Here is a 12,009-nt window from a genome sequence, read left to right as displayed (position 1 = left end):
TGCCCGCGAAGGCGTCTTCATTGACGACACAAATTTTAGATCTGTCATAAACCTCAACTAGGCTCAGCAATCAAATCCGCCGAGCCCCCGCCATGTTCAAAGGCTTGTCCCTGTTTTTCATGCTGCTGCTCAGCCTCTCGACCCAGGCCGAAACCTGGCCCGCCGAGCAATGGTCGACTGGCCCGACCCCGAGCGGCCCGGCGCTGCAAGCCCTGGAAACCTACGCCTTCCCACCCCGAGATGACATCAGCCGAAAAGGCATCCGCACTGACGCCTTGCTGGTGATCCGCGACGGTCAGTTGATCTACGAACGCTACGCCGGCCCGACCAGCGCCGACACGCCGCACCTGACCTGGTCGATCAGCAAGAGCCTCATGGCCACGGTGCTCGGCGTCGCCTATGGCGAAGGCCTGTTCAAATTGCAGGACCCGGTGCTGAAGTTCTATCCAGCGCTGAAAAAACACCCGGCGATCACCCTGGCCGATCTGCTGCACTGGGCCTCGGGCCTGGACTGGCAGGAAGACTACGAATACGCACCGTTGAAGTCCTCGGTGGTAGCCATGCTCTACACCCGCGGCCATCACGACATGGCCGCCTTCACCACCGATCACGCCGAGTACGCCAAGCCCGGTCAGGCTTTTCGCTATTCCAGCGGCGACAGCAATCTGTTGTCCGCGGCGCTGAAAAACATCGTCGGCCCGGCGCGTTATCCCGACTATCCGTGGACCGCGCTGTTCGAGCCGCTGGGGATTCGCCACGCGGTGTGGGAAACCGACGGCACGGGCACTTTCGTCGCCTCGTCCTATGCCTACCTCACCGCCCGCGACCTGGCGCGAGTCGGCCTGTTGATGGCGCGTGACGGCCGTTGGGGCGAGCGGCAATTGCTCCCCAAAGACTGGGTCACCTTCAATCGTGAGCCCTTCGCCCACTATCAAGCGAATCAGGACGACGCAGTTCCGGGCGGTCAGTGGTGGCTCAACCGCGCCGTGGATGGCGCAGCACAACCCTGGCCCGATGCACCTCCCGATACCTTCGCCGCCCTTGGCCATTGGGGTCAGGCGATGTACGTGATCCCCAGCGAAAAACTGGTGATCGTGCGCTACGGCGACGACCGCGACGGTAGCTACAGCCACAACGCATTGCTCAACCTTGCGCGCAAGGCATTCGCCGGGAAGGTGCAGCCATGAGCTGTCGCCCGTTTGTCCGCCGCCGACCGTTCAGTTCGCTGTTGTTGATCCTGCTGATCGCCTTGCTTGGCTGGATCTGGCACGAGCGCGTGGCGCTATGGGCCTTCCCGGACATCATCAGCGCCTACACCGCCAAGGAATACTGCTCGTGCCGATACGTGATGAACAACGACGCCGAGTATTGCCGTGGCTATGTGAAGCAATGGCTGCCCTTCAGCGGTTTTACCGATGACGCCGCCGGCAAACGCGTGACGGTCAGCGGCATGGGGCGCAGCAACAGCGCGCAATGGATCGGCGAACACCAAGGCTGCCGTCTGCAACCCTGACAGATTGCTTTTGTAGGAGCCGGCTTGCCGGCGATAGCGATCTCAGGAACGCCATCGCCGGCAAGCCGGGCTCCTACGGATTTGCGGTGTGCTCAAGAATTGAAGGTTCACGCCAAACCTGTAGGAGCCGGCTTGCTGGCGATAGCGATCTCAGGAACGCCATCGCCGGCAAGCCGGGCTCCTACGGATTTGCGGTGTGCTCAAGGTTGAAGGTTCACGCCAAACCTGTAGGAGCCGGCTTGCTGGCGATGGCGATCTCAGGGACGCCATCGCCGGCAAGCCGGGCTCCTACAGGTGCTGTGTTTGGTCATCGCGGTTTGCAATGCGCTCGCGGACGGTTAAGGTTCGTTCAGGTTTATCTGCCCCACGAGTCTTTATGTTCAAGCGGTCCCTCACCAAAACCCTCGCCTTTGTGCTGCTGGCCAGCGCTACTTTGTCGGCTCAGGCCAATTGGTACCTGGACGGCGAATCCTCGCGGCTGTCATTTGTCAGCACCAAAAACGCCAATGTTTCCGAAGTGCAGCGCTTCCTGGTGCTGCATGGCAAGGTCAGTCCCAAGGGACTGGCCGAGGTGGAAGTCGAGCTGGATTCGGTGAACAGCGGCATCCCCTTGCGTGACGAACGCATGCGCAAGGAGTTGTTCGAGATCCAGACCTTTCCCGAAGCGTTGATCACTGCGCAGATTGATTTGCGCCCGATCAACGACCTCGCCCCTGGTGCGCAACTCGAGCTGCGCTTGCCGGTGACCGTCAACCTCCACGGCAAAACCCGTGAGTACAACGCCGAGTTGTTGGCGACTCGCCTCGATGACCGGCGCTTTCAGGTGGTCACGCTCGAACCACTGGTGATCAACGCCGAGGATTTTGATCTGGCGCCGGGGCTGGACAGCTTGCGCAAGGTCGCCGGGTTGTCGGCCATCAGTCTGTCGGTGCCGGTGGGTGCGGTGCTGATTTTCACGGCGCGCTGACATGGCCGGCGCGATTTTTCCCTGGCGTGAAGGCAACAGCTTCGAACTGCTGATCGACGGTCCGCAGTTCTTTCCGCGGATGCTGGTCGCGATTGCGCGCGCCGAGGAACAAGTTGAACTGGAGCTGTACCTGGTGGAGGCGGGCGCGTGTGCCGAGGCCATGGTTCAGGCACTGGTCCAGGCCGCTGAGCGCGGCGTGCGGGTGCGCTGCCTGTTCGATGATTACGGCAGCCTCGCGTTTACCCTGACCTTGCGTCAGCGGCTGATGGCGGCCGGCGTAGAGCTGCGCTTCTACAATCGCCTGAGCTGGCGACGCTGGGTCGGCAATTTCTACCGCGATCATCGCAAGCTGTTGCTGGTCGATCAGAGCATGGCTGTGGTCGGCGGCACCGGTGTCACCGATGAGTTCTGGACGCCGGGCGAAGACGTCAGCGAATGGCACGAAGTGATGGTGGAAATCACCGGTCCTCTGGTCATCGATTGGCAGTTGCTGTTCGATCGCCAATGGATCGCCAACCGCCATCGCCGCGCCTGGAAACCTGCCTCGCATTTCGGTTTGCCGCGATTGCCACGTGTGCCGCCGATGGGCGAGGGCATGGGCCGGGTCGCGTATGCCGACGCCCGCCAGCACCGCGACATCCTGCAATCGCTGGTTCGTGCGCTGAACAGCGGGCAAAAGCGAATCTGGCTGGCCACACCGTATTTCCTGCCGACCTGGAAAGTCCGCCGCTCGTTGCGCCGGGCGGCAGCTCGAGGCGTTGATGTGCGTCTGTTGTTGACCGGTCCGCGCACCGATCACCCGTCGGTGCGTTATGCCGGGCATCGTTACTACCCGCGATTGCTCAAGGCCGGGGTGAAGATCTTCGAATACCAGCCGTGTTTCCTGCACCTGAAAATGGTGCTGGTCGATGATTGGGTGAGCATTGGCTCGTGTAATTTCGATCACTGGAATTTGCGATTCAACCTGGAAGCCAACCTTGAAGCGCTGGACCCGGGGCTGACGCGTGCGGTGGCGGCGAGTTTCGAGCGGGACTTTGCATTGAGCCAGGAAGTGAGCCTGGAGGCCTGGCAACGCCGGCCGCTGTGGCGGCGGGTGAAGCAGAGGATCTGGGGATGGGTGGATCGGCTGGTGGTGAATCTGCTGGATCGCCGGGGCTGAACGCAGATCCCGAAAACACTGGGATCAAATGTGGGAGCGGGCTTGCTCGCGAAGGGGCCGTGTCAGTCAACGAAGATGTTGACTGACAGTCCGCTTTCGCGAGCAAGCCCGCTCCCACAGGTTTTGTGGCGTTTGAAGGATTACAGAAGTTCGAAGCTCTGCTGCGTCACGTCCTGGGAATCCAGGCCGATCTGCACGTTGAACTTGCCTGGCTCCGCTGCGTACTTCAACTGAGCGTTGAAGAACTTCAGGTCATCCTCGGTGATGGTGAAGTGCACGACTTTCTGTTCACCGGCCTTGAGCGTGATTTTCTGGAAGTTCTTCAGTTCCTTCAGTGGCCGGATCATCGAGCCGGTCACGTCCTGGATGTACAACTGCACCACGGTTTCGCCGTCGCGCTTGCCGGTGTTTTTCACCATGACGCTGGCGTCGAGCTTGCCGGTCTTGTTCAGCGTGGTCGATGACAGGGCCATGTCGGTCAGGCTGAAATCGGTGTAGCTCAGACCGAAGCCGAACGGAAACAGGGGGCCGGTGGTGTCATCGAAATACTGCGAGGTGTAGTTGCCCGGTTTGCCCGGCGTGAACGGCCGGCCAATGCTCAGGTGGTTGTAGTAGGTCGGAATCTGGCCCACCGAACGCGGGAAGGTGATCGGCAGTTTGCCCGACGGGTTGTAGTCGCCGAACAAAACGTCGGCGATGGCGTTGCCGCCTTCAGTGCCGCTGAACCAGGTTTCCAGAATCGCGTCAGCCTGTTCCTTCTCCTGGAGAATCGACAACGGACGTCCGTTCATCAACACCAGCACCAGTGGTTTTCCGGTGGCCTTCAAGGCGCGAATCAGTTCACGCTGGTTTTCCGGAATATTCAGGTCGGTACGGCTGGAGGACTCGTGGGACATGCCACGGGATTCGCCCACGGCTGCCACCACCACATCGGCATCCTTGGCGGCTTTCACCGCTTCGTCGATCAGCACTTGCGCCGAGCGCGGGTCATCGACCACTTCCGGTGCGTCGAAGTTGAGGAAGTTCAGGTAATCCAGCGCCTTCTTGTCGCTGGTGATGTTGGCGCCACGGGCGTAGATCAGCGTCGACTGCGCACCGAGTGCGGTGGTCATACCGTCGAACAGTGTCACCGATTGCGCAGGGCGACCGTTGGCGGCCCAACTGCCCATCATGTCGATCGGTGCCTTGGCCAACGGACCGACCAGCATGATTTTCGCGGTTTTCTTCAGCGGCAGGGTTTCGCCCTGGTTCTTCAGCAACACCAGGCTGCGGCGCGCAACGTCGCGGGCCTCGGCGCGGTGCAGGCGGCTGTCGGCGTTAGTGTCGACCGGATCATCTTCAGCCTTGCCGATGCGCAGGTACGGGTCCTTGAACAGACCCATGTCGTACTTGGCATCGAGCACCGCTCGCACAGCATTATCGATGTCGCTCTGCTGGATCTCGCCGGCCTTGAGCAGCCCTGGCAGCTCCTTGCCGTAGAGCGTGTCGTTCATGCTCATATGAATGCCGGCCTTGATCGCCAGCTTCGCGGCTTCGCGGCCATCAGCGGCAACGCCGTGCTTGATCAGCTCGAAAATCGCCCCGTGGTCGCTGACCGCCAGGCCTTTGAAGCCCCATTCCTTGCGCAACAGGTCGTTCATCAGCCAGGTGTTGGCGGTGGCCGGTATGCCGTTGATCGAGTTCAACGCGACCATGACCCCACCAGCACCGGCGTCAATCGCGGCGCGGTACGGTGGCAGGTAATCCTGGTACATCTTGACCGGGCTCATGTCGACGACGTTGTAGTCGCGACCGCCCTCGACCGCGCCATACAAGGCGAAGTGCTTGACGCTGGCCATAATGCTGTCGGCCGCGTTCGCGCCGGCGCCCTGGAATGCCTTGACCATCACGCCGGCGATGCGCGACACCAGATAGGTGTCTTCACCGAAGCCTTCGGAAGTACGGCCCCAGCGCGGGTCGCGGGAGATGTCGACCATCGGCGCAAAAGTGAGGTCGACGCCGTCCGACGAAGCTTCCTTGGCGGCGATGCGCCCGGACAGGCCAATGGCGTCCATGTCCCAGCTCGAGGCCAAGGCGATAGGGATCGGGAAAATCGTGCGGTGGCCGTGGATCACGTCGTAGGCGAAGAACATCGGGATCTTCAACCGGCTGCGCATCGCCGCGTCCTGCATCGGACGGTTTTCCGGGCGGGTGATCGAGTTGAACGTACCGCCGATGTTACCGGCGGCAATTTCCTTGCGGATCAGCTCCCGAGGCATTTCCGGGCCGATGCTGATCAGGCGCAACTGGCCGATTTTTTCATCGAGGGTCATCTGCTTCATCAGGTTGCTGATGAAAGCGTCCTTGTTTTCCAGAGGTGTGGGCGTCGTGGCGGCCAATACGTTATGACTGGCCAGGCTGACGAACAGGCCCAGCAAACACAGCTTCTTCATGAATGGTTTTCTCAAAAGCCCAAACGGCAGTGAATACGCGCCGGTCAGCCAAAATTTAGGGAGCGACTATTGTTGTTCAGGTAAATGCGGGCACACTTGCGCAGTGTTTTCGCGCAGGGGCATCTTTTAGCCCATTGGCTCGATGCAATCCAGTAGCGGCGGCAGATTATGCCCGAAGTGTCCGGTCAGGAGGTTGCTGGTTGTTTTTTCAACGGAATGTGCACGGGAGCGTCAACCAGATGAATGTACGACATCACACTCGGTCGAGCCTGCAGGTCGCAGCCTTGATGTTGCTGACCACGTTGCTGGCCGGTTGCGGCATCAACAATATTCCGACCCTCGACGAACAGGCCAAGGCCGCCTGGGGCCAGGTGCAAAACCAGTACCAGCGCCGCGCCGACCTGATCCCCAACCTGGTGGAAACCGTCAAGGGCTATGCGAAACACGAGGAGGAAACCCTGACTGCGGTGATTGAAGCCCGGGCCAAGGCGACGTCCATTCAGGTGGATGCCAGCACCCTCGACAACCCCGAGAAACTCAAGCAGTTCCAGCAGGCGCAGGATCAGTTGACCGGTGCCTTGAGCCGTTTGATGGTGGTGTCCGAGCGTTATCCGGACCTCAAGGCCAACCAGAATTTCCTGGCGTTGCAATCGCAACTGGAAGGCACCGAGAATCGCATCGCCGTGGCGCGTCGCGATTTCATTCTCGCGGTGCAGAACTACAACACCGAAATCCGCACTTTCCCGGGCCGCTTGTGGCACACCGTGATGTACAGCGACTTGCCGATCCGCGAAACCTTTGAAGCCACCACCCCCGGTGCCGAGAAAGCGCCTGAAGTGAAGTTCTGACCGGCTTGAAGCATTACCACGGATGAGGTTGCCAATGCGCGTGTTGAATGTGGGCCTGGCGCTGTTGCTTTGGGTGTTTGCTGCCACGGCCCAGGCCGAGCTGAAGTTTCCGGAGCTGACCGGGCGGGTGGTGGACAACGCCGGGATGATCGAGCCGTCGGTGCGCGAGCAGCTGACGCAACAGCTCAATGCCCATGAAAAGGCCACCGGCGAGCAGTTGGTGGTGGTGACGTTGCCGGACTTGCAGGGCGCCGAGATTGCCGACTTCGGTTACCAACTCGGGCGTCATTGGGGCATCGGCCAGAAGGACAAGAACAATGGCGCGCTGCTGATCGTCGCCCGAGATGAGCGCAAGCTGCGGATTGAAGTCGGTTATGGCCTGGAAGATCGCCTGACCGATGCGCAGAGTTCGGTGATCATCCATCAGGTGATCACCCCGGCGTTCAAGGCCGGTAACTTCAGCAAGGGCATCAGCGACGGGGTCGCGGCGATGCTGGTGGTGTTGGGCGGCAGCCCGCTGGATGAACCGTCGACTATTTATGAGTCGGGCGGCGATCAGGACGGTGATTTTGTTTCCCGACACCCGGGGATTTTCGTGTTTCTGGTGGTTCTGTTCATCCTGATGATATTCGTCTTGCAGATGTTCGGGATTCTGCCGGCGGGCCGAGGCGGGTCGGGTGGTTCGAGTGGTGGTTTCGGCGGTGGTGGTTTTGGCGGCGGCGGTGGAGGCGGGGGCTTCAGCGGCGGTGGGGGCAGTTTCGGGGGCGGCGGTTCGTCGGGCGGCTGGTGATAACAATAATGAACGAGCACTTTAAGACATGGCATTACTGACTGAACACGAACAACGCAAAGTCGCCGAGGCAATCGCCCGGGTCGAGCGCGACACCGATGCCGAGCTGGTGACGGTGCTTGCAGCCCGCGCCGACGACTATGCGTACATCCCGCTGCTATGGGCCAGCCTGCTGGCGCTGGTGGTGCCGGGTGTCGTGCATTATTTGACCGGCTGGCTGACCATGCACAGCCTGCTGCTGGTGCAATGGCTCACCTTCATCGTGCTGTGCCTGGTGTTCCGTATTCCGAAAGTCACCACGCACCTGATCCCGCGCTCGGTGCGTCACTGGCGCGCCTCGAACCTGGCGCGCCGGCAGTTCCTGGAGCAAAACCTGCACCACACCGTTGGCAGCACCGGCATGCTGATTTTCGTTTGCGAGGCCGAGCGCTATGTGGAAATCCTGGTGGACGAAGGGATTTCCAAACGGCTGGACAACAAGAACTGGGACGCCATTGTGGCGGCGTTCACCCAGCAGGTGAAACAGGGGCAGACGTTGCAGGGCTTTGTGACGTGCGTGGAGGCGTGCGGCGAGTTGCTCAAGGTGCACGTGCCGGTGACGCATGTGCGCAATGAGCTGCCGAACCGGTTGGTGGTTCTAGGCTGAATCCCAGGCCGCGACGCTTTCCCCTGTGGGAGCGGGCTTGCTCGCGAAGGCGTCGTGTCAGCCGGCATCAATGTTGGATTGAGCACCGCCTTCGCGAGCAAGCCCGCTCCCACAGGGGATGTGTGCCGTTCGGGAAATTACCCGTGCCCTCAATCCTTATCCCCCCTAAAATACCCGCCATTCCCGATTCGCTCCGCCCGAGGCCGTTTTTTCCATGTCCGTCACCGCCACTCCCGCCAGCCTCGCGCCGGATCACCACGCCCAGTTCATCGACCTGCTGCAAACCAGCCTCGACGCCAATGCCTTTATCAAACTGGTGCTGGCCAAGTACGTCGGCACCGAAGCGGATCTGCAACGGCTGATCATCAAGCAACTGACGGTCAAGGATCAGCCTTGCCTGTCCTTCGTCTACCGCTACAAAACCCGCGACATCACCAAGAACCTGCCGCTGGCCGAGGGCGTGGCGACCATCGCCGCGTTGCTGCCGGCCTCGTTCAAAAATGCGCATTTGTTGTCGCTGACCGACGAAGCCCAGCTCGAATACAGCAAAAAGGGCAAGTCTTCGCTGTTCAAGAGCAAACCTCAGCAATTGCGCGAAGTGCCGTCCGCCGAGCACAACCGCGAGAAAAACCGCTTCCTCGACCTCAGCCGGCCGTTCCTCGCCGACCTCGGAGTGACCAACAGCAAGCACGAGCTGATCCCGGCGATGTCGCGCAAGTGGAAGCAGATCAACAAGTTCATCGAAGTCTTCAGCCATGCCCTGACCACCTCGCCGCTGGCACTGGACAAACCGGTGCGGGTCGCGGACTTCGGTTCGGGCAAGGGCTACCTGACGTTCGCGATCCACGACTATTTGCGCAACACCCTGAACGCCGAAGGCGAAGTGACCGGGGTCGAGCTGCGTGAAGAAATGGTCAACCTGTGCAACGCCGCCGCCGCGAAACTGGAACACCCGGGGCTGGTGTTCAAGTGTGGTGACGTGCGCAGTGTGGCGCCGAGCGAGCTGGATGTGATGATCGCGCTGCATGCCTGCGACATCGCCACTGATTATGCGATCCACACCGGCATTCGTTCCGGCGCGTCGATCATCATGTGCTCGCCGTGCTGCCACAAGCAGATCCGCCTGCAAATCCAGAGCCCGGCGCTGCTCAAGCCGATGCTGCAATACGGTTTGCACCTGGGTCAGCAAGCGGAAATGGTCACCGACAGTTTGCGTGCGTTGTTCCTTGAAGCTTGCGGTTATGAAACCAAGGTGTTCGAGTTCATCTCACTGGACCACACCAACAAGAACAAGATGATCCTGGCGGTCAAGCGCGCCGAGCCGGTGGACCCGACCCAGTTGTTGGTGAAGATTCAGGAGCTGAAGGATTTCTACCACATCACCGAACATTGCCTGGAAACCCTGCTGCGCTCTGACAAATACCTCTGAAACACCTTGTAGGAGCCGGCTTGCCGGCGATTTCACGGACGCCATCGCCGGCAAGCCGGCTCCTACAGGATTGAGTTGTGTCAGTGCATTCGGGGGCGGTCAGAGTTACGCGGTGGCAATACGTGCAGGTTTGACCGCCGTTTTACGCCCCAACATCACCGTCACGATCACCCCGGCAGCAAACAGCCAGGTGATCGGCTCGATGTGTTCACCGAAGAACAACGCCGAAAACGCGATGGTGAAGAAGATCTGCAACAGCTGGATCTGACTGACCCGGGCAATGCCACCCATGGCCAACCCGGCGTACCAGGCGAAGAAGCCGATGAACTGCGAGAACAGCGAAACATAACCAAAGGCCCACCAGGTCTTGGCCGAAATTTCGCCCTGGTGTTGCAGCGCCAGGTACACCACCGGTCCGATCAACAGCGGCGTCGACAGCACCAGCGCCCAGCAGATCACCTGCCAGCCGCCCATCTCCTTGGCCAAGCGCCCCCCTTCGGCATACCCCAGACCGCCTACGGCAATCGCGCCGAGCATCAGCAAATCACCGGCCTGAATGCTCCCGGCACCGCTGATCAACGCGTAACCCAGCACCAGCGCACTGCCCAGCGCGGCGCAGGCCCAGAAGGCTTTCGACGGGCGTTCGTGGGACAACCACGCGGCGTACAGCGCCACGCACAGAGGTTGCAGGCCGTTGACCAATGCGCCGTGGGACGCGGGCAAGGTTTGCATCGCCCAGGCGGATAAAACCGGGAAGCCGAGGATCACGCCGGCGATCACCAGCGTCAGGCCTTTGACCTGTTTCCAGGTCGGCCATTTTTCCCTGCGCCACAGCAACAACAGCGCCGCCGGAATCGCCGCGAACAGCGCACGGCCGAGGCCGTTGAGCAACGGATGGAGTTCCTGCACGACGATCCGTGTGAAGGGCAGGGTCAGGCTGAAAATCACAACGCCGAGCAGGCCGAGGGCCATGCCGGTGTTTTCGCGCGTGGACATGAGGGGAACCAGAATCGAGGGTGGTGGGAAGTGTCTTCATCTAGCCATAAACCGTGTTGGCTGCGGTGCTACAGCTAGGCGCAGAGTTATCCGTACAGTTGAGGACGCCTTCGCGGGCAAGCCTCGCTCCTACAGGTTTTGTGCCGAGCGCATTACCGCGACCAACCGAAATCCTGTAGGAGCGAGGCTTGCCCGCGAAGAACGATAACGCCGTAGTAGCTGGTTATTACCTGCCCCTCTGGATAACGACTACCTTGAATACTCCTAAGCATTTCCCCAGAGGAGTCCTCCCCATGGCTGCCAAGAAAATCCTGATGCTGGTCGGCGATTACGTCGAAGACTACGAAGTGATGGTGCCGTTCCAGGCACTGCTGATGGTCGGCCACACGGTGCACGCCGTCTGCCCGGACAAATCCGCCGGCCAGACCGTGCGCACGGCGATCCACGACTTCGAAGGCGACCAGACCTACAGCGAAAAGCCTGGGCATCTGTTTGCCTTGAACTTCGATTTTGCCAAGGTTGCTGAAGCCGACTACGACGCGCTGCTGATCCCCGGCGGTCGTGCCCCGGAATACCTGCGCCTGAACGAAAAAGTCCTAGACCTGGTGCGTGCCTTCGACAAGGCCGGCAAACCGATCGCCGCCGTGTGCCACGGTGCGCAATTGCTGGCGGCGGCAGGCATTCTGGAAGGTCGCGAATGCAGCGCCTACCCGGCTTGCGCACCGGAAGTACGCTTGGCCGGCGGTACGTTTATCGATATCCCGGTGACGGAAGGTCACGTTCAAGGCAATCTGGCCACTGCTCCGGCCTGGCCGGCCCACCCGAGCTGGCTCGCCGGTTTCCTCGGGTTGCTGGGCACCAAAATCACGCTGTAACGAGGGACTTTTTCATGTGCGAGCTCTACGTCAAGGCCGACCCGATTCTCTACGAATCGCGCTCCCGCTCGCTGCGCATCTGCGGGGTGGTCACCACCCTGCGGCTGGAGAATCAGTTCTGGGACATCCTCAGCGAAATCGCCGAAGTCGACGGCATGACCACCAACCAGTTGATCGCCAAGCTGTATGAAGAGGTGATGGATTATCGCGGGGAAGTGGTGAATTTTGCTTCGTTCTTGCGGGTGAGTTGTACGCGGTATTTGTCGCAACGGCGGGTGCAGGCGCCGGAGTTGTCGGTGGTTCGTGCGGTGGTGAAATAGCGTAGACCGTGTCGATCCATTCGCGGGCAAGCCT

General features: G+C 60.8%; 12 protein-coding genes. 10 read left to right on the top strand and 2 right to left on the bottom strand.

What is annotated here, in order from left to right:
* Positions 1–92: 92 nt before the first annotated feature.
* From ACM6IO_RS06170 to ACM6IO_RS06155, 4 genes are all read left to right on the top strand, one after another.
* Positions 93–1,187 (top strand): serine hydrolase domain-containing protein, encoded by a 1,095-nt coding sequence (locus tag ACM6IO_RS06170; RefSeq protein WP_414911161.1) that lies wholly within the window; start codon positions 93–95, stop codon positions 1,185–1,187.
* The gene (locus tag ACM6IO_RS06165) at positions 1,184–1,513 is read left to right on the top strand and encodes an amidase (RefSeq protein ID WP_414911160.1); all 330 of its coding nucleotides are present in this window, start codon (positions 1,184–1,186) and stop codon (positions 1,511–1,513) included. The genes ACM6IO_RS06170 and ACM6IO_RS06165 overlap by 4 nt, the downstream gene beginning before the upstream one ends.
* 376 nt (positions 1,514–1,889) lie before the next feature.
* Complete coding sequence (locus ACM6IO_RS06160) at positions 1,890–2,480, top strand: YceI family protein (RefSeq protein ID WP_008039484.1); 591 nt, start codon at positions 1,890–1,892, stop codon at positions 2,478–2,480.
* A gap of 1 nt (position 2,481) precedes the next feature.
* Positions 2,482–3,639 carry a phospholipase D-like domain-containing protein gene (locus ACM6IO_RS06155; RefSeq protein ID WP_414911159.1) on the top strand — a complete coding sequence of 386 codons (1,158 nt, stop codon included), beginning with the start codon at positions 2,482–2,484 and terminating at the stop codon, positions 3,637–3,639.
* 140 nt (positions 3,640–3,779) lie between these two features.
* Here the strand turns inward: ACM6IO_RS06155 and bglX are convergent, their stop codons facing one another.
* Complete coding sequence (gene bglX, locus ACM6IO_RS06150; RefSeq protein ID WP_223436432.1) at positions 3,780–6,071, bottom strand: beta-glucosidase BglX; 2,292 nt, start codon at positions 6,069–6,071, stop codon at positions 3,780–3,782.
* A 239-nt stretch (positions 6,072–6,310) separates the two neighbouring features.
* On the opposite strand from bglX, the gene ACM6IO_RS06145 reads away from it, so the two are divergent.
* The 4 genes from ACM6IO_RS06145 (at position 6,311) to ACM6IO_RS06130 (ending at position 9,784) form a co-directional block, all read left to right on the top strand.
* Positions 6,311–6,919: a LemA family protein gene (locus ACM6IO_RS06145; protein WP_008025694.1), complete on the top strand. Its 609-nt coding sequence runs from the start codon at positions 6,311–6,313 to the stop codon at positions 6,917–6,919.
* 34 nt (positions 6,920–6,953) lie between these two features.
* Positions 6,954–7,709 (top strand): TPM domain-containing protein, encoded by a 756-nt coding sequence (locus ACM6IO_RS06140; protein ID WP_414911158.1) that lies wholly within the window; start codon positions 6,954–6,956, stop codon positions 7,707–7,709.
* A 28-nt stretch (positions 7,710–7,737) separates the two neighbouring features.
* Positions 7,738–8,355, top strand: coding sequence for a TPM domain-containing protein (locus tag ACM6IO_RS06135; RefSeq protein WP_008025698.1), 618 nt, complete (start codon positions 7,738–7,740; stop codon positions 8,353–8,355).
* 214 nt (positions 8,356–8,569) lie between these two features.
* On the top strand, positions 8,570–9,784 hold the full coding sequence (locus ACM6IO_RS06130; RefSeq protein ID WP_414911157.1) for a class I SAM-dependent methyltransferase: 1,215 nt from the start codon (positions 8,570–8,572) through the stop codon (positions 9,782–9,784).
* A gap of 105 nt (positions 9,785–9,889) precedes the next feature.
* On the opposite strand, the gene ACM6IO_RS06125 is transcribed toward ACM6IO_RS06130, so the two are convergent.
* On the bottom strand, positions 9,890–10,780 hold the full coding sequence (locus ACM6IO_RS06125; protein WP_008025702.1) for a DMT family transporter: 891 nt from the start codon (positions 10,778–10,780) through the stop codon (positions 9,890–9,892).
* A 293-nt stretch (positions 10,781–11,073) separates the two neighbouring features.
* On the opposite strand from ACM6IO_RS06125, the gene ACM6IO_RS06120 reads away from it, so the two are divergent.
* Positions 11,074–11,655 carry a DJ-1/PfpI family protein gene (locus ACM6IO_RS06120; RefSeq protein ID WP_192228667.1) on the top strand — a complete coding sequence of 194 codons (582 nt, stop codon included), beginning with the start codon at positions 11,074–11,076 and terminating at the stop codon, positions 11,653–11,655.
* Positions 11,656–11,669: 14 nt separating this feature from the next.
* Entirely contained in the window at positions 11,670–11,975 is a 306-nt protein-coding gene (locus ACM6IO_RS06115) for a ribbon-helix-helix domain-containing protein (RefSeq protein ID WP_008025707.1), read from the top strand.
* Positions 11,976–12,009: the final 34 nt, after the last annotated feature.

It is taken from the genome of Pseudomonas sp. IT-P44 (genome assembly GCF_949768225.1).
GTDB classification, from domain to species: Bacteria; Pseudomonadota; Gammaproteobacteria; order Pseudomonadales; family Pseudomonadaceae; genus Aquipseudomonas; species Aquipseudomonas migulae.
Note: the sequence above shows the minus strand (reverse complement) of the source record. Positions and strands in the feature narration are given on the sequence as shown.

Coding starts and splice junctions, on each gene's coding strand:
- ACM6IO_RS06140 (WP_414911158.1), top strand. CDS start 6,954: ATGCGCGTGTTGAATGTGGGCCTGGCGCTGTTGCTTTGGGTGTTTGCT.
- ACM6IO_RS06155 (WP_414911159.1), top strand. CDS start 2,482: ATGGCCGGCGCGATTTTTCCCTGGCGTGAAGGCAACAGCTTCGAACTG.
- ACM6IO_RS06130 (WP_414911157.1), top strand. CDS start 8,570: ATGTCCGTCACCGCCACTCCCGCCAGCCTCGCGCCGGATCACCACGCC.
- ACM6IO_RS06145 (WP_008025694.1), top strand. CDS start 6,311: ATGAATGTACGACATCACACTCGGTCGAGCCTGCAGGTCGCAGCCTTG.
- ACM6IO_RS06135 (WP_008025698.1), top strand. CDS start 7,738: ATGGCATTACTGACTGAACACGAACAACGCAAAGTCGCCGAGGCAATC.
- ACM6IO_RS06115 (WP_008025707.1), top strand. CDS start 11,670: ATGTGCGAGCTCTACGTCAAGGCCGACCCGATTCTCTACGAATCGCGC.
- ACM6IO_RS06160 (WP_008039484.1), top strand. CDS start 1,890: ATGTTCAAGCGGTCCCTCACCAAAACCCTCGCCTTTGTGCTGCTGGCC.
- ACM6IO_RS06120 (WP_192228667.1), top strand. CDS start 11,074: ATGGCTGCCAAGAAAATCCTGATGCTGGTCGGCGATTACGTCGAAGAC.
- ACM6IO_RS06125 (WP_008025702.1), bottom strand. CDS start 10,780: ATGTCCACGCGCGAAAACACCGGCATGGCCCTCGGCCTGCTCGGCGTT.
- bglX (WP_223436432.1), bottom strand. CDS start 6,071: ATGAAGAAGCTGTGTTTGCTGGGCCTGTTCGTCAGCCTGGCCAGTCAT.
- ACM6IO_RS06170 (WP_414911161.1), top strand. CDS start 93: ATGTTCAAAGGCTTGTCCCTGTTTTTCATGCTGCTGCTCAGCCTCTCG.
- ACM6IO_RS06165 (WP_414911160.1), top strand. CDS start 1,184: ATGAGCTGTCGCCCGTTTGTCCGCCGCCGACCGTTCAGTTCGCTGTTG.